This is a genomic window from Nocardioides sp. Soil796, from assembly GCF_001429525.1.
In the GTDB taxonomy this organism is placed as follows: domain Bacteria; phylum Actinomycetota; class Actinomycetes; order Propionibacteriales; family Nocardioidaceae; genus Nocardioides.
In genome coordinates this window covers 1-16,235 of the sequence record NZ_LMSQ01000001.1, presented here as the reverse complement: position 1 = coordinate 16,235, position 16,235 = coordinate 1, and the positions used below count along the sequence as shown (strand labels likewise).

Here is a 16,235-nt window from a genome sequence, read left to right as displayed (position 1 = left end):
AAGAGGTTGGAGCCTCTCGGTCCAGAGATGGGCGGGAGTCGAATCGTGCGACACGCATCCTGTTATCCATGTGACTGGAGTGGCGATCGCCTAGAGTCCTGAGCATGGCGACCCGTACGTCTTCCCCGCCGGGTTCGCGGAGCAAGAGCACGTCTGCAAGGACTGGCTCGAGCGCCCGGACCCGGAGTACCGGCAGCCAGGCCAAACGAAAGCCGACCCCGAAGCGCAAGCCCTCCACGGCGAAGCGCCCGGCACCTCGAGCAGTTCGCAACGGACCTGGCCCCATCTCGCGCGCCTTCGTGGCGATCGGCGGTGCCGTCGCGGCCGTGTGGCTGGGCATCGCCCACGCCCTCGGTGCGACCGCGCGCTCGATCGGCCGCAGTGCCCGCGACCTTGAACCGGAGCAGCGCCGCGACGGCGCCGGCCTGTTCCTCTTCGGGCTCGCCGTGGTCGTCGCGGCCGGGGTCTGGTGGCAGCTCCCGGGTGGCGTCATGGACGGCGTGCGTACGGCGGTCGCCGGATCGGTCGGCAAGCTCGCCTGGTTCGTGCCGCTGCTGCTGGTCTACGTCGGCTGGCGCAACATGCGCGACCCTGAGCAGAACGGGCCCGTCGGTCGCCAGCTGATCGGCTGGGCCGCCCTGTCCTTCGGCGTGCTCGGCATCGTGCACATCGCCAACGGCAGCCCGCGTCCCGTCATGGGCGACACCGAGCGCCTCCAGCAGGCCGGCGGGGCCATCGGTTTCGTGATCTCCAGCCTCCTGCTGGACCTGCTGCGTTCACCGTTCGTCGTCGTACCCCTTCTTGTGCTGCTGGCGCTCTTCGGTGTGCTGGTCATCGCGGCGACGCCGGTCTACCAGATCCCCGCCAGGCTGGCCGAGGCGCGCGACCGCATGCTGGGTCGCAACCGCCCGGAGCCCGACTCCGACGGAGAGCCGGCCACCGAGCCGATCCGCAAGCGTCGCGGCAAGTCCGCAAGCGACGAGATCGACCCCGAGATGGGCGACCCTGCCTACGACTCCCCGGTCCTGGAGGACCGCGAGGTCAAGAAGCGTCGGCGCAAGCTCGACGCTCTCGACGTGGCCCAGCAGGACGACGAGCCCACCCCGATCCCGTTCGAAGAGTCGACCGAGGAGCCTGCCCCCAAGGGCGACCTCGAGCCCCCGCCGCACGCCCAGCTGCCGGCGCGGGTCGAGCAGCTGGCCCTCTCCGGCGACGTGACCTACTCGCTGCCCAGCAGCGACGACCTCAAGCCGGGCTCCGTGCACAAGGCGAAGTCGAAGGCCTCCGACGCGGTGGTCGACCGGCTCACCCAGGTGCTCGACGAGTTCGGCATCGACGCACAGGTGACCGGCTACATGCGTGGCCCGACCGTGACGCGCTACGAGGTCGAGCTCGGCCCGGGCATCAAGGTCGAGAAGGTCACCGCACTGTCGAAGAACATCGCCTACGCCGTGGCGTCGGCCGACGTCCGGATCCTCAGCCCGATCCCCGGCAAGTCCGCGATCGGTGTCGAGATCCCCAACGTGGACAAGGAGATCGTCTCCCTCGGTGACGTGCTCCGCTCCAACACGGCGCGCAGCGACCACCACCCGATGGTGGTCGGGCTCGGCAAGGACGTCGAGGGCGGTTTCGTCGTCGCCAACCTCGCGAAGATGCCGCACCTCCTGGTCGCCGGTGCCACCGGTTCGGGAAAGTCGTCGTTCATCAACTCGATGATCACCTCACTGATGATGCGGGCCACGCCCGACGAGGTGCGCATGATCATGGTCGACCCGAAGCGGGTCGAGCTGAACGCCTACGAAGGCATTCCGCACCTGATCACGCCGATCATCACGAACCCCAAGAAGGCCGCCGAGGCACTCCAGTGGGTCGTGCGCGAGATGGACATGCGCTACGACGACCTGGCCAACTTCGGCTTCCGTCACGTCGACGACTTCAACAAGGCGGTCCGTGCCGGCAAGGTCGAGGTGCCGCCGGGCAGCGAGCGCGTGCTGACGCCGTACCCCTACCTGTGCGTGATCGTCGACGAGCTCGCCGACCTGATGATGGTCGCCCCGCGTGACGTCGAGGACGCCATCGTCCGCATCACCCAGCTGGCCCGTGCGGCGGGCATCCACCTGATCCTCGCCACCCAGCGGCCCTCGGTCGACGTGGTCACCGGCCTGATCAAGGCGAACGTCCCGTCCCGTCTGGCGTTCGCGACCTCGTCGCTCTCTGACAGCCGGGTCATCCTCGACCAGCCGGGCGCCGAGAAGCTGGTCGGCCAGGGTGACGGGCTCTTCCTGCCGATGGGCGCCAGCAAGGCCGTGCGTGTCCAGGGCTCCTGGGTCACCGAGGCCGAGGTCGCCGCGGTCGTCTCACACGTGAAGCAGCAGCTGGAGCCGTCGTACCGCGAGGACGTCACGGCGCCGGCGCAGAGCAAGCGCGACCTGGACGACGACATCGGCGACGACCTCGATCTCGTCGTGCAGGCAGTGGAGCTGGTGGTCTCGACGCAGTTCGGGTCCACCTCGATGCTGCAACGCAAGCTGCGGGTCGGCTTCGCCAAGGCGGGTCGCCTGATGGACATCATGGAGAGTCGCGGCGTGGTCGGTCCCAGCGAGGGATCCAAGGCCCGTGACGTGCTGGTCAAGCCGGATGAGATCGACGGAGTCATCGCGACCCTGCAGGGGGAGATGTGAGCGCAGTGGAAAGGTTCGCCACCGACGTGGACGACACCACCGGCAGCGTGTTGGGGGCCGCCCCCGACGTGGTCGAGGTGCGGCGCAACGGCGGCCTGGCGGCACTGATCGGTGCGGTGGCCTCGGCCGTCGCGATCGCCTACCTCGGACGTGCCGTGCAGACCGGCGCGACCCTCGACTGGGTGATCTTCGCCGTGATGGCCCTGGTCGGCGGCGTGTGGCTGCACGCCTTCGTCGACGCCCGCACGCCCTTGATGGTCGCCGACAGCCAAGGCGTCCGACTCCGGCTGGGCAAAGCCTGGCGAGGGCTGCCCTGGGGCGCTCTTGCTGCCGTCGAGCACACGCCGCGCCGTGGACTGCTGCGCGACGGCAAGCTCGTGCTGGTGCCGCACAACCCCGACCGGGTGCGTGCCGAGCTCGACGGTCCCGGCCGCCGGCAGAGCCTGATCAGCGAGAAGCTGTACGGCGCACCCCTCGCCCTGCCCCTGGGGCTCACGACCCGGGTCCCCGGACTCACCGAAGACCTCACCACGGCGCTGCGCCAGCTCGCCGGGGGAGCGACCCGCGTGGTCGAGCCCGAGCCCGTCGTCGAGGACGAGCTCGACGGCTCCGACGAGTCTGCGGTCGAGGCAGCAGACGAACAGACCGAAGACCACGCCCACCCCTCGTCGTACGACGAGACACCGCAGGTCGCACTCGAGGACGAGGCCGACCAAGACGACGACACCGACCGGGAGCCGCTCGGTTCCCGCATGGCCACGGCGTTCGGCGCCTTCAAGGCAGGACTGGCCGACCGGGTCGCGGGGCGTCGTGAGGCGCGTGCCGACGAGGACGCAGCGTTCGACGACGAGGAGCTGACCCAGCCCCTGGTCGCCAGTGCCACCCCGTCCCCGCTACGTGACCCGGCCCCCGTGGCCCGCGTCGAGATCCGTAGCAACCCCGGGCTCCGGGTCGAGGGTGCCACCGCGCGTGACACCGCCGACGACGAGACGAGCGGCGAGCTGCCCGAGGGTCGCGAGCTCCGACGCCAGGGCAGTGTGCCGCTGGTCGAGGAGAACAGTGTCTGGGGTGACCGGGTGCGCCCGATCGCCACGATGAAGCACAACATCGAGCCACTGGTGATCGACGACTTCACCGTCGAGCCGGCGGTGGAGCCGGTCATCGGCCCCGAGATCACCGCGGCCCGCACCCGCATCGGCCTGACTGTCGACGCACTGGCCGAACGCACCCGCATCCGGCCACACGTCATCGAGTCCATCGAGGTGGACGACTTCGTGCCGTGTGGTGGCGACTTCTACGCGCGGGGCCACCTCCGCACCCTGTCCCGTGTCCTGGGGCTCGAGGTGGCGCCGCTGCTCACCGCCTACGACGAGCGCTACGCCAACGCCCCGATCAACCCCCGCAAGGTGTTCGAGGCGGACCTCGCGACCGGCTCGAGCGGTGGCATCCGGTCCACCAGGGGCGGGCCGAACTGGTCGATCCTGATCGCGGCGATCATGACGCTCGTGCTGGCCTGGTCGATCGCCCGGCTGATCATGGATACCCCGGTCGAGCTGCAGAGCCCGGCCCCGATCCTGAACGGCTCCGACGGCCCCAACCAGACCGCTCCGACCGTCGAGAACGTGACGCTCAAGGTGACCGCCGACGGTTCGGCCCACCTGAAGGTGCGCAACGGCAAGGGCAAGCTCATCTTCGACCAGGACGTGGTCTACGGCGACGTGCACCGCATCGACGTGCTCGCGCCGGTGCGGGTCGAGGCCTCCGACGGCGGAGCGATCGACGTCGAGATCGACGGCAAGGAACGCGGGGCCCTGGGCCCGGACGGCAAGGCCACCAACAAGACCTATCGCGTCCAGAACTGATCAACTTCTGGACATATTGCCTCGACGGCGCGGCAGTTGCTGTTGCGCCGTCGAGGGTCTGGGGCAGGATGAAGTCGTGAGTCAGGAAACTTCATCTCCCGTGCCCAGCCACACCGTCGGTTCGACCTCGGTGCCACTCCTCGAGCAGACGATCGGCGACAACTTCGACGCCTCCGCCTCGACGCACGCCGAGCGCGATGCCCTGGTCGACGTGGTCAGCGGCCGTCGGTGGACCTACGCCGAGTTCTCCTCGGCCGTCCTCGAGCTCGCACGTGGTCTCCTCGCCGCCGGCGTGCAGACCGGTGACCGGGTCGGCATCTGGGCTCCGAACTGTCCCGAGTGGACGTTGGTGCAGTACGCCACCGCGAAGATCGGTGCCGTGCTGGTCAACGTGAACCCGGCCTACCGCACCCACGAGGTCGCCTACGTGATCAACCAGGCCGGCATCTCCACGATGGTGGTGGCCGAGTCGTTCAAGACCAGCGACTACCCGGCGATGGTCGATGAGGTGCGCGGTGACTGCGCCAGCCTCGAGCGGGTCGTGGTGATCGGCCAGTCCTCGTGGGACGACCTGGTCGCCGGGGCCACCGAGGTCGAGCCGGACCGGGTTGCGGAGGTGCAGGCGACCCTGTCGCCCACCGATCCGATCAACATCCAGTACACCTCGGGTACGACGGGTTTCCCCAAGGGGGCGACGCTCAGCCACCGCAACATCCTCAACAACGGGTACTTCGTCGGCCGCGGCTGTGCCTACACGGAGCAGGACCGCATCTGCATTCCCGTGCCCTTCTACCACTGCTTCGGCATGGTGATGGGCAACCTCGCGGCCACCACGCATGGCGCCTGCATGGTGATCCCGGCCCCCGGATTCGACCCGGAGCTCACCCTGCACGCCGTCGACTCCGAGCGGTGTACGTCGTTGTACGGCGTACCGACGATGTTCATCGCGATGTGGTCACTGCCGGACTTCTCGACGTACGACATCTCGTCGTTGCGCACGGGCATCATGGCCGGTTCGCCGTGTCCTGCCGAGATGATGCGCAAGGTGCTCGACGCCGGGGTGCGCGACATGACGATCTGCTACGGCATGACCGAGACGTCCCCGGTCTCGACGCAGACCACCCCCGACGACCCGTTCGACGTCAAGGTCGGCACCGTGGGCAGTGTCGGCGCACACCTCGAGGTCAAGGTGATCGACCCGGTCACCGGCGAGACGCTGCCCCGTGGCGAGACCGGTGAGTTCGCCACCAAGGGCTACTCGGTGATGCTGGGCTACTGGAACGACCAGGAGAAGACCGACGAGGTCTTGATCGACGGCTGGATGCACACCGGCGACCTGGCGGTCATGGACGAGGACGGCAACCTCGCCATCACCGGCCGGATCAAGGACATGGTGATCCGTGGCGGCGAGAACATCTACCCGCGTGAGATCGAGGAGTTCCTCTACACCCACCCCGACATCCTCGACGCCCAGGTGATCGGGGTACCCGACGAGAAGTACGGCGAGGAGCTGATGGCCTGGCTGCGGATGCGGGAAGGTGCCGAGCCGCTCGATGCCGAGTCCCTGCGGGCGTTCTGCAAGGGGAAACTGGCGCACTACAAGGTGCCCCGCTACGTCAGTGTGGTCGACGAGTTCCCGATGACCGTGACCGGCAAGGTGCGCAAGGTCGAGATGCGCGAGCACGCGATCCAGCAGCTCGGTCTCGGCAGCTAGCCGGACCTGCGCCAGCGCCTTTGAACGACGTCCTCCGGCGACACGCCGGAGGACGACTTGCTCGACAGGTCTGGTCAAACTGTCAGAAAACGGACTAGGTTCCTGAGTTGGAAAGGTCTTGTATCCAACTAACTCGGGAGACCTCATGGTGAATTCAAGACAGTCGGGACGCGTTGATCGCGATACTCGGTGGGGACACAGAAATTTGGGCGGGCCTTGGTGGCTCGCCCTTTTGCTTGTCCCCTTGTTGTTGGCGGCACTCGCGTTCGCCATCGGCCGTGGTGACACGGAGTCGGACCTCAAGGAGCGCACGCAAGCAGCACTTGAGGACAAGGGCATCACCGGTGCCCAGGTCGACTTCGAGGGCCGCGACGGCACGGTCGACCTCGCCAAGGCGAGCGGCACCGGATCGACCGACGTGGAGGGCCTCGTCAAGGACGTCGACGGCGTCCGTGTCGCGGACGTGGAAGGCGTGACGGCCGTCGGTGACACCACCGGTGACACCACGGGCGACACCACGGGCGACGCCTCCGAGGAGCCGTCCGAGGAACCCTCCGGGGGCAGCGGAGCCGGTGCGGCTCCCGACTGTGCCGCCCTCCAGGGCCAGGTCGACAAGGCACTCGGCCCGAACATGGTCGCCTTCGGTGAGAAGGCAGCCGACCTGGCCGGCAAAGAGGCCGCACAGGTCGACAAGGTGGCTACGCTGCTCGGTGAGTGCGGCGCCTCCGTCGCGGTCACGGGCCACACCGACGACCGGGCCCGCCCGACCAGCCCGCTCTCGCAGGGGCGTGCCGACGCGGTCGCCGCGGTCCTCGAGGCGGCAGGCGTCACGGTGACCACCGCCGAGGGCGTCGGTGCCGACGACCCGATCGGTGACAACTCCACCCAGGAGGGCCGGGATCTCAACCGGTTCGCCGACATCACGGTTCAGTGAGGAGAACGACATGATGTGGCTGCTTGGACAACTGTGGTTCCTGATCCTGATCGGCTTCCTGGTCGGGGCGCTGATCACCTACGTGATCGTCAAGGTCGCACTTCCGCACGTCGACGATCTGGAGGCCGGGACCGGCGCCAGGGCTGGAGGAGCACTCTGATGGGCTGGTTGCTGGGAGAGAACTGGCTCTGGGTGGTGCTCGCTGCACTGCTCGGCGCCCTGATCACGCTGTTCCTGACCTTGCGCAAGGTGGAGGTCAGCTCCGTCACGAGTCGCGGCGTCGCCGCCGGAGCAGGTGCGGGGGCAGTCGGCGGTTCCGGCGCGGCCACCCTGGTCGGTGACCGGTCCTCCGCGTCCGACTCCGCGCACTCCACCGACTCCGGCGAGGAGCCGGCTCTGGAGCCGACGTCGTACGCCGAGCAGGAGTCGACGTACGACTCCGGCACTTACGACTCGGGCACTGCGGCCGGTGCCGCGGGTGCGGGTGTTGTCGGGGGTGCCGGGGCAGCGACCCTGGCCGGAGCCCATGCCGGTGATCCGGACCCCGTCGAGGATTCCTACGACGCCGGGACCGGCGCTGACCATGCCTCCACCGATGCCGGGACTGGCGCTGACCACGCCTCCACTGACGTAGAGCCGGAGTCGACGTACGACTCCGGCACGTACGACTCGGGCACTGCGGCCGGTGCCGCCGGTGCGGGTGCGGTCGGGGGAGCCGGGGCAGCGACCCTGGCCGGAGCCCATGCCGGTGATCCGGACCCCGTCAAGGATTCCGACGACGCCGGAGCCGGCACCGGCTCCACCGACGCCCGAGCCAACTCCTGGTCGACTTCGGACACCGCCACGTCGGGTGATGCCGCCACGGGTGATGCCGCTGCCGCCGGCACTGCGGGCACTGCTGGCACTGCGGGCGCCGCAGGTGGTGCCGGAGCGGCGACTGTGGCCGGTGCGCACGCCGGCGACGCGGACGCGTCGATCCGGGAGAGTGCACATGGTCCGGGTTCCGCGGATCCGTTGGACGGTGGCGCGTCCCCGGGTGGTGCGTTCTCGATCAAGGGGAACGCGGACTCGATGAAGTTCCACACCGAGGAGTCGCCGTACTTCGGTCGCACGGTTGCCGAGGTGTGGTTCGACTCCGAGGACGCGGCGCGCGCCGCTGGCTTCGCCCGCTGGGACGACTGAGCACCTGGCAGTGCCAGCGACGGCCCCGGACACCAGTTCTGCATGGTGCTCCGGGGCCGTCGTCGTACGCTGCGTGACCGTCCTCACCGTGGTGGAGGGGGTCCGGAAAGGTGCCCGGACCGCTCCGGACCGGCATACTCGGACGCAACCATGACGACTTCACAGACCCGCCCCGGCGACGGACTCCTGTCCGTGGCGATGGTGACCCTCGGTTGTGCCCGCAACGAGGTCGACTCCGAGGAGTTGGCCGGACGACTTGAGGCCGACGGCTTCCGCCTCGTCGACGACCCCGAGGACGCCGACACCGTCGTGGTCAACACCTGCGGCTTCGTCGAGGCGGCGAAGAAGGACTCCGTCGACACCCTCCTCCAGGCCGCGGACCTCAAGGCGTCGGCCGGCAAGGGTGGCCGCACCCAGGCCGTCGTCGCCGTCGGCTGCCTCGCCGAGCGCTACGGCAAGGACCTCGCCGAGAGCCTGCCCGAGGCCGACGCGGTCCTGGGCTTCGACGACTACCCGGACATCGCGGCCCGACTCCGTTCGATCGTGGCGGGGGAGTCGCACGCGGCACACACCCCGTCCGACCGTCGCCTGTTGCTGCCGATCAGCCCGGTGGAGCGCGACGCCACGGGCGTCAGCGTCCCCGGGCACGGTGCGGCCCCCACGATCGACGCGCCCGACCTGACCGCCGACCAGGCGCCCGCCTCCGGCCCCCGTGCCGTACGCCGACGCCTCGACGGTGGACCGATGGCACCACTGAAGCTGGCCAGCGGCTGCGACCGTCGGTGCTCGTTCTGCGCGATCCCCAGCTTCCGTGGCTCGTTCGTCAGCCGCCGCCCGAGCGACGTGCTGCAGGAGGCCCAGTGGCTGGGCGGCCAGGGCGTCAAGGAGCTCTTCCTGGTCAGCGAGAACTCCACGTCCTACGGCAAGGACCTCGGCGACCTCCGCCTGCTCGAGACACTGCTGCCCGAGCTCGCCGCGGTCGACGGTGTCGAGCGGGTGCGGGTCTCCTACCTGCAGCCGGCCGAGACGCGACCCGGACTGATCCAGACGATCGCCGGCACCCGGGGCGTCGTGCCCTACTTCGACCTCTCCTTCCAGCACGCGTCGGCGACTGTCCTCCGGCGGATGCGTCGCTTCGGTGACCCCGAGAGCTTCCTCGGACTGCTCGAGCAGATCCGCGAGATCTCACCCGAGGCCGGCGTCCGGTCCAACGTCATCGTCGGCTTCCCCGGTGAGACCGAGGACGACCTCCAGACCCTGTGCGACTTCCTCGAGGCCGCGCGCATGGACGTGACCGGCGTCTTCGGCTACTCCGACGAGGACGGCACCGAGGCCGAGTCCTTCGACGGCAAGCTCGACCCCGACGAGGTCCGTGAGCGCACCGAGCACGTGACCGCTCTGGTCGAGGAGCTGAACGGCCAACGGGCCGAGGAGCGCATCGGCAGCTCCGTCGACGTACTCGTGGAGACCCTGGTCGACGGCGGCGCCGAAGGCCGGGCAGCGCACCAGGGGCCCGAGGTCGACGGAACCACCCTCATCGAGCAGGCGCCCGCCGGTGTGGCAGTGGGTGACATCATCACAGCGACGGTCACCGGCACAGACGGCGTGGACCTGATTGCGACGACGAGCGGCACGAAGGATGGGGCCTGATGACCGACGCCACCGCCAGCAACTGGAACGTGCCCAACGCGTTGACCACCCTGCGGATCCTCATGGTTCCGTTCTTCGGCTGGGCACTGCTCCACGACGGCGGCGACTCGATCACCTGGCGTCTGGTCGCCTTCGCGCTGTTCGTGGCCGCCATGATCACCGACAAGGTCGACGGTGACATCGCGCGGGCCCGCAACCTGGTCACGGACTTCGGCAAGATCGCCGACCCGATCGCCGACAAGGCGATCACCGGCATGGCCTTCATCGGGCTCTCGGTCGTCGGCGACATCTGGTGGATCGTGACCATCGTGGTGCTGGTCCGGGAGTGGAGCGTCACGCTGCTCCGGCTCTCGATCATGAAGAACGTGGTCATCGCTGCCGCCCAGAGCGGCAAGATCAAGACCGTGCTGCAGGCCCTCGCGCTCTCCGGGCTCTGCCTGCCCCTGCGCCAGGTCGACGGTGCGCTCGACGTGCCCGGCGACGTGCTGTTCTACATCAGCCAGGTGCTGCTGGCGGGTGCGGTCGCGATGACGCTCTGGTCGGGCTACGAGTTCTTCCGTGACGCCTGGCGCCAACGGCACCAGATGCGCACCTCCGCCTGAGCTCGCAGGGCCCTGTCAAGGGCAGACCTTGCCGCAATTGTCGTGCTTCTCCCGGTGATGAACACAGGCCGGTCCCGGAAGATTGATCGTGCATCAGGGTGTTACCGAAAGTTTGCCGGTAACGCTGGTCACGTTGCGGATGATGGGGCAACATGACCAATCCCGGTCATATGCCAGTTCGGGCTGGCACTTCCCCTGACCGTTCTGTCCGAGACGTTCCTGGGAGTCCCATTGTCTGGCCTGACCCGGCGGCCGCGCATGTCTGCGCTGGCTGCCATTTCCGCGTTCGCACTGGTGGGTACGACGCTTGCCATTGCCCCGTCCGCATCCGCCGCCCCCGACGGCAGCGGCCTCGTCATCAGCGAGGCGTACGGCGGAGGCGGCAACTCTGGCGCCGCCTACAACGTCGACTTCATCGAGATCCACAACCCGACCGCCGAACCGATCGTGCTGACCGGCAAGAGCCTTCAGTACCGTTCCGCCACCAGCACGACGGCTTCGGGCAATGTCTTCCCCTTCCCCGCGGGAGCGAACGTCCCCGCGGGCGGGTACTACGTGGTTCAAGGAGGCGGTGGCGCCAACGGCGTCGCCCTGCCCAACACTCCCGATGCCACGTCGACGCTGAACCTCTCCGGCACCGGCGGGCAGGTCTTCCTCGCTGACGGAACCACGGGCATCGATCCCGGTACCGGCAACGTCACGAACCCGGCGGTCGTCGACTTCCTCGGCTGGGGGAGCACGACCACCAGCTTCGAGACCGCGAAGGCGCCGGCCACGGCAAACGGCACGTCCGCCACCCGCGACGCTGAGAACGCCGACACCAACGACAACTCGGCTGACTTCATCGCTTCGGTCCCGACGCCGGGCACGGTCTACGTCGAGCCCGAGCCGCCGGCCGAGGTCGACGCCAGCATCGCCGAGGTCCAGGGCACGACGGCCACCTCGCCGCACGTCGACGACATCGTCACCACCCAGGGTGTCGTCACCGCGACGTACCCCGCGGGCGGCCTGAACGGCTTCTACATCCAGACCGCCGGCACGGGAGGCGCCACCGACGCCACCCCGGGCGCCTCCGACGCGGTCTTCGTCTACGGGCCCAACGTCGACGAGTCCACGCTCGCCGTGGGCGACCTGGTCGAGGTCAAGGGCCTGGTCTCCGAGTTCAACGGCACGACCGAGATCACCCCGGCGGCTGCGGCCGACGTGACGGTGCTGCCCGACGCACACGACCCGGTCACCCCGCTCGCCGCGGCGTACCCGACCACCGAGGCCGACCGCGAGGCACACGAGGGCGAGCTGCTCGCTCCCACCGACACGTTCACGGTCTCCAACACCTACTCCTCCAACCAGTACGGCGAGCTCGGCCTGGCCACCGGCACCAAGCCGCTGATCCAGTGGACCGACGTCGCCCGCCCGGGCACCCCGGAGGCCGACGCCGTCAAGGCCGACAACCTCGCCCGGGGTGTCGTGCTCGACGACGGAGCGAGCCTGAACTTCTTCAGCGCGGAGAACCAGGGGACCGCCCTGCCGTGGATCTCTAAGGCGAACCCGGTACGGGTCGGCGCGACCGCGACCCTGACCGGCCCGGTGATCCTCGAGTACCGCAACAACGTGTGGAAGTTCCAGCCGACCGCACAGGTCACCGACAACGGTGCCTCCACGGCGACCTTCACCAACACGCGTACGCCGGCCCCCGAGGCCGTCGACGGCGACCTGCACATCGCCACCTTCAACGTGCTGAACTACTTCAACACGCTCGGTGTCGACTGGGCTCCCGGCTGCACCTACTACAACGACCGCGCCGGTGACCCCGTCACCGACAACACCTGCGCCAACAACGGTCCGCGTGGTGCCGCCGAGGCCGAGGACCTCGAGCGCCAGCAGACGAAGATCGTCGCCGCCATCAACGCCCTCGGCGCCGACGTCGTGTCACTGGAGGAGATCGAGAACTCGGTCGCCCTCGGCGAGGCCGACCGTGACGACGCCCTCTCCACCCTGGTCGACGCGCTGAACGCCGCCGCCGGTTCCGACGTCTGGGCCTTCGCCCCGTCGCCCGCGGCGGCCGACCTGCCGCCGACCGCCGAGCAGGACGTGATCCGCACGGCGTTCATCTACAAGCCCGCGAGCGTCGACCTGGTCGGTGCCTCCGAGGTGCTGGTCGGCAACGCCGACTTCGCCAACGCCCGTGAGCCCATGGGCCAGGCCTTCAAGCCCGCCGGCGCTGCCGAATCCGCCGCGTTCGCGGTGATCGTCAACCACTTCAAGTCCAAGGGCAGCCCCGGCACTGGCGACAACGCCGACTCCGGTGACGGCCAGGGCGGCTGGAACGGCGACCGCACCCGTCAGGCCGCGTCGCTGTTGACGTTCGCCGACGAGTTCGCGGCCGCCCGCGGCACGGAGAAGGTCTTCCTCACCGGAGACTTCAACTCCTACACCGAAGAAGACCCGATGCACGTTCTGTACGACGGCGGGTTCACCAACGTCGAGTCGAACACCCCCGGTGAGTCGACGTACAGCTTCAGCGGGCTCTCCGGCTCGTTGGACCACGTGCTCGCCAACGACGCCGCTCTCGCGACCGTCCAGGGCGCCGACGTCTGGAACATCAACTCCGGCGAGTCGGTGGCCTTCGAGTACAGCCGTCACAACTACAACGTGACGGACTTCTACGAGCCCAACGTCTACCGCAGCTCCGACCACGACCCCGAGATCGTCGGCATCTCCGCCGACGACACCCCGGTCGCGGGCGAGGTCACGCTCAACCTGCTGGGGGTCAACGACTTCCACGGCCGCATCAACGCCAACACGGTGAAGTGGGCCGGCACGGTCGAGCAGCTGACCGAGCAGGGCGGTGCCGACAGCACGCTGATGGTGGGTGCCGGTGACCTCATCGGTGCCTCCGAGTTCGCGTCGGCGGTGGACGGCGACCAGCCGACCATCGACGTGATGAACGCGCTCGGCCTCGACGCGTCCGCGGTCGGCAACCACGAGTTCGACAAGGGCTGGCCCGACCTGCGCGACCGCGTGATCGGTCCGGACAACGCCCGCAACGCCAACTGGGACTACCTCGGCGCCAACGTCTACGCCAAGGGCACGACCGACCCGGTGCTCCCGGAGTACGCCACCTTCGAGGTCGACGGTGTCACCGTCGCCGTGGTCGGTGCCGTGACCGAGGAGACCTCTTCGCTGGTCAGCCCCGCCGGCATCGTCGACATCGACTTCGGCGACCCCGTCGAGGCGGTCAACCGGGTCGCCGGTGAGCTCAGCGACGGCGACGACGCCAACGGGGAGGCCGACGTGATCATCGCCAGCTTCCACGCGGGCGCCACGCAGGGTGTCGGTTCCAGCTACGAGGACGAGATCGCCAAGGGCGGCGAGTTCGCCGAGATGGCCAACCTCGACGCGTCCGTCGACGTGATCTTCAACGGCCACACGCACCAGACCTACGCCTGGGACGCTCCGGTCCCCGGCCAGGCCGGTGTCACCCGCCCGATCATCCAGACCGGGCAGTACGCCGACAACGTGGGCCAGGTCTCGCTCACGGTGGACTCCGCGACCGGCGACGTCGTCTCCTACCAGTCGCGCAACGTGGCCCGCACGACCGTGCCGGACGCCGATCTGGTCGCGGCGTACCCGCGAGTGGCCCAGGTCAAGACGATCGTCGACGCCGCCATCGCGCACGCCGCCGAGATCGGCAACCAGCCGGTCGGTGAGGTGACCGCCGACATCACCCGGGCCAAGACCCCGGCGGGGGCCGAGGACCGTGCCGCCGAGTCGACGCTCGGTGACCTGGTCGGCAACGCCCTGCGCGACGGCCTGCCCTCCGACTTCGAGGCCGACCTCGGCATCGTCAACCCGGGTGGCCTGCGTGCCGACATGACGTACGCCGGCAACACGGCGGGCAACCCGGCCAACACCGATGGCGTGGTCACCTACGCCGAGGCCAACGCCGTGCTGCCGTTCGTCAACAACGTGTCGCTGGTCGACGTGACCGGTGCACAGCTGAAGGAGATCCTCGAGCAGCAGTGGCAGCCCGACGGCGCCTCGCGTCCGTTCCTGGCGCTGGGCCTCTCGGACAACGTCCGGGTCACGCAGGACGCCACCAAGCCGCGAGGCTCGCGCATCACGTCGGTGATCATCGACGGTGTGGCACTCGACCCCACGGCGACGTACACCGTGTCGACGTTCTCGTTCCTGGCAGCAGGTGGAGACAACTTCTTCGCCTTCACCGACGGTCAGGCCAGCGACACCGGCCTGGTCGACCGCGACCTGTGGATCAGCTACCTCCAGGGCCACAAGCCGGTCGCCCCGGACTTCGCGCGTCAGCAGGTCGTCGAGAGCGGCCTCCCCGCCAGCGTCTCGGCCGGTGACGAGGTCTCGTTCACGCTGTCGAACCTCGACCTGACGTCGGGTGGCAGCCCGGACAACACCGAGCTGCGCGTGTTCCTGCGCAACGACACCGACTCGGTGCCGATGGGCACGTTCCCGGTGACCGACGGTTCGGCCACGGTGGCGTTCACCGCTCCGGCCGACCTCCAGGGCACGTGGACGGTCGGCGCGGTGGCCGACCCGACGCTGACCCAGGTCGGTCTGCCGTTGGCTCCCACGCCGACCAGCATCACGGCAGAGGCCGACGACGTCGCCTACGGCAGCACGGGTGAGGTGGTCGCCGAACTGACCTCCGCCAACCCCACGACCGGCGAGGTCGAGGTGCTGTTCGACGACGAGGTCATCGGAACCGGCACGTTGACCGACGGCTCGGCCACGGTGCAGTTCGACACCCTGGGTCTCGACATGGGCAACAACACGCTCACCGTCCGCTTCGCGGGTGACGAGCAGAACCTGGCCTCCGAGACCACGATCCAGGTGAAGGTCACCAAGGCCGTTCCGTTGGTGACCAGCAAGCTGAGCACCACCAAGCCGGTGGTCAAGTCGGGTCGCATCATCATCGACACTACGGTCACGGCGCTCGGCTTCACGCCGACCGGCTACGTGGGTGTGTACGTCGACGGTGAGCTCACCACGGCGGCCGAACTGGTCAACGGCAAGGCGCGCCTGGCGGTCAACCCGTTCAACACGGTCGGCAAGCACACGATCCACGTGCTCTACATCGGCGACGACCACACCAAGTCGGCGTACACCCTGCACGAGGTCACCGTCGTGAAGGCCACGCCCAGGATGACCGTCACCGTCGGGCCTCGCGTGATCCACGCGAAGAGGACGGCGGCCAACGTCACCGTGACGCTGAAGGCGGCCGGGCAGGTCGTGGCCGGCAAGGTGACGGTCAAGGTCGGCGGCAGGACGTACGCCAGGTCGCTCTCCGGCGGCCGGGCCACGATCACGCTGGCGAAGTTCCCGACCACGGGTGCGAAGAAGGCGGTCGTGAAGTACGCCGGCAACGCACTCAACAACCCGGTGAGCAAGACGGTCACGATCCGGGTCGTGAAGTAGTCACGCAGATGGTCACGCTGTAGCACCACCCAGCCGGCGTCCGGGGGATCTCCTCTCCCGGGCGCCGGCTGTCTTCTGCGCGAACCGTGTGTTTTTGATGGCTCATCCCAATCGGGGGTGTAGAAGTTGGGGTCTGAAGCCGCCGGTCTCGAGCAGGCTTCG

At 68.9% G+C, this 16,235-nt stretch carries 9 protein-coding genes; all 9 read left to right on the top strand.

What is annotated here, in order from left to right:
* Positions 1-104: 104 nt before the first annotated feature.
* Positions 105-2,681, top strand: coding sequence for a DNA translocase FtsK (locus tag ASH02_RS00040; RefSeq protein WP_082620760.1), 2,577 nt, complete (start codon positions 105-107; stop codon positions 2,679-2,681).
* Positions 2,682-2,707: 26 nt separating this feature from the next.
* Positions 2,708-4,543: a helix-turn-helix domain-containing protein gene (locus ASH02_RS00035; RefSeq protein ID WP_156409673.1), complete on the top strand. Its 1,836-nt coding sequence runs from the start codon at positions 2,708-2,710 to the stop codon at positions 4,541-4,543.
* Positions 4,544-4,619: 76 nt separating this feature from the next.
* Positions 4,620-6,257 (top strand): AMP-binding protein, encoded by a 1,638-nt coding sequence (locus ASH02_RS00030; RefSeq protein WP_057294083.1) that lies wholly within the window; start codon positions 4,620-4,622, stop codon positions 6,255-6,257.
* Positions 6,258-6,501: 244 nt separating this feature from the next.
* Positions 6,502-7,191: an OmpA family protein gene (locus tag ASH02_RS00025; RefSeq protein WP_162262564.1), complete on the top strand. Its 690-nt coding sequence runs from the start codon at positions 6,502-6,504 to the stop codon at positions 7,189-7,191.
* Between the two features lie 10 nt (positions 7,192-7,201).
* A complete protein-coding gene (locus ASH02_RS25845; RefSeq protein WP_156409672.1) occupies positions 7,202-7,351 on the top strand; it encodes a hypothetical protein in 150 nt (49 codons plus the stop codon).
* On the top strand, positions 7,351-8,373 hold the full coding sequence (locus ASH02_RS27335; protein ID WP_057294081.1) for a sunset domain-containing protein: 1,023 nt from the start codon (positions 7,351-7,353) through the stop codon (positions 8,371-8,373). The genes ASH02_RS25845 and ASH02_RS27335 overlap by 1 nt, the downstream gene beginning before the upstream one ends.
* A 150-nt stretch (positions 8,374-8,523) precedes the next feature.
* Complete coding sequence (gene rimO, locus ASH02_RS00015) at positions 8,524-10,023, top strand: 30S ribosomal protein S12 methylthiotransferase RimO (RefSeq protein WP_057294080.1); 1,500 nt, start codon at positions 8,524-8,526, stop codon at positions 10,021-10,023.
* A complete protein-coding gene (pgsA, locus tag ASH02_RS00010) occupies positions 10,023-10,625 on the top strand; it encodes a CDP-diacylglycerol--glycerol-3-phosphate 3-phosphatidyltransferase (RefSeq protein ID WP_056678404.1) in 603 nt (200 codons plus the stop codon). The genes rimO and pgsA overlap by 1 nt, the downstream gene beginning before the upstream one ends.
* A gap of 258 nt (positions 10,626-10,883) precedes the next feature.
* Positions 10,884-16,073, top strand: coding sequence for an ExeM/NucH family extracellular endonuclease (locus ASH02_RS00005; protein ID WP_057294079.1), 5,190 nt, complete (start codon positions 10,884-10,886; stop codon positions 16,071-16,073).
* The last annotated feature ends 162 nt before the right edge of the window (positions 16,074-16,235 follow it).

Coding starts and splice junctions, on each gene's coding strand:
- ASH02_RS00040 (WP_082620760.1), top strand. CDS start 105: ATGGCGACCCGTACGTCTTCCCCGCCGGGTTCGCGGAGCAAGAGCACG.
- ASH02_RS25845 (WP_156409672.1), top strand. CDS start 7,202: ATGATGTGGCTGCTTGGACAACTGTGGTTCCTGATCCTGATCGGCTTC.
- ASH02_RS27335 (WP_057294081.1), top strand. CDS start 7,351: ATGGGCTGGTTGCTGGGAGAGAACTGGCTCTGGGTGGTGCTCGCTGCA.
- rimO (WP_057294080.1), top strand. CDS start 8,524: ATGACGACTTCACAGACCCGCCCCGGCGACGGACTCCTGTCCGTGGCG.
- pgsA (WP_056678404.1), top strand. CDS start 10,023: ATGACCGACGCCACCGCCAGCAACTGGAACGTGCCCAACGCGTTGACC.
- ASH02_RS00005 (WP_057294079.1), top strand. CDS start 10,884: ATGTCTGCGCTGGCTGCCATTTCCGCGTTCGCACTGGTGGGTACGACG.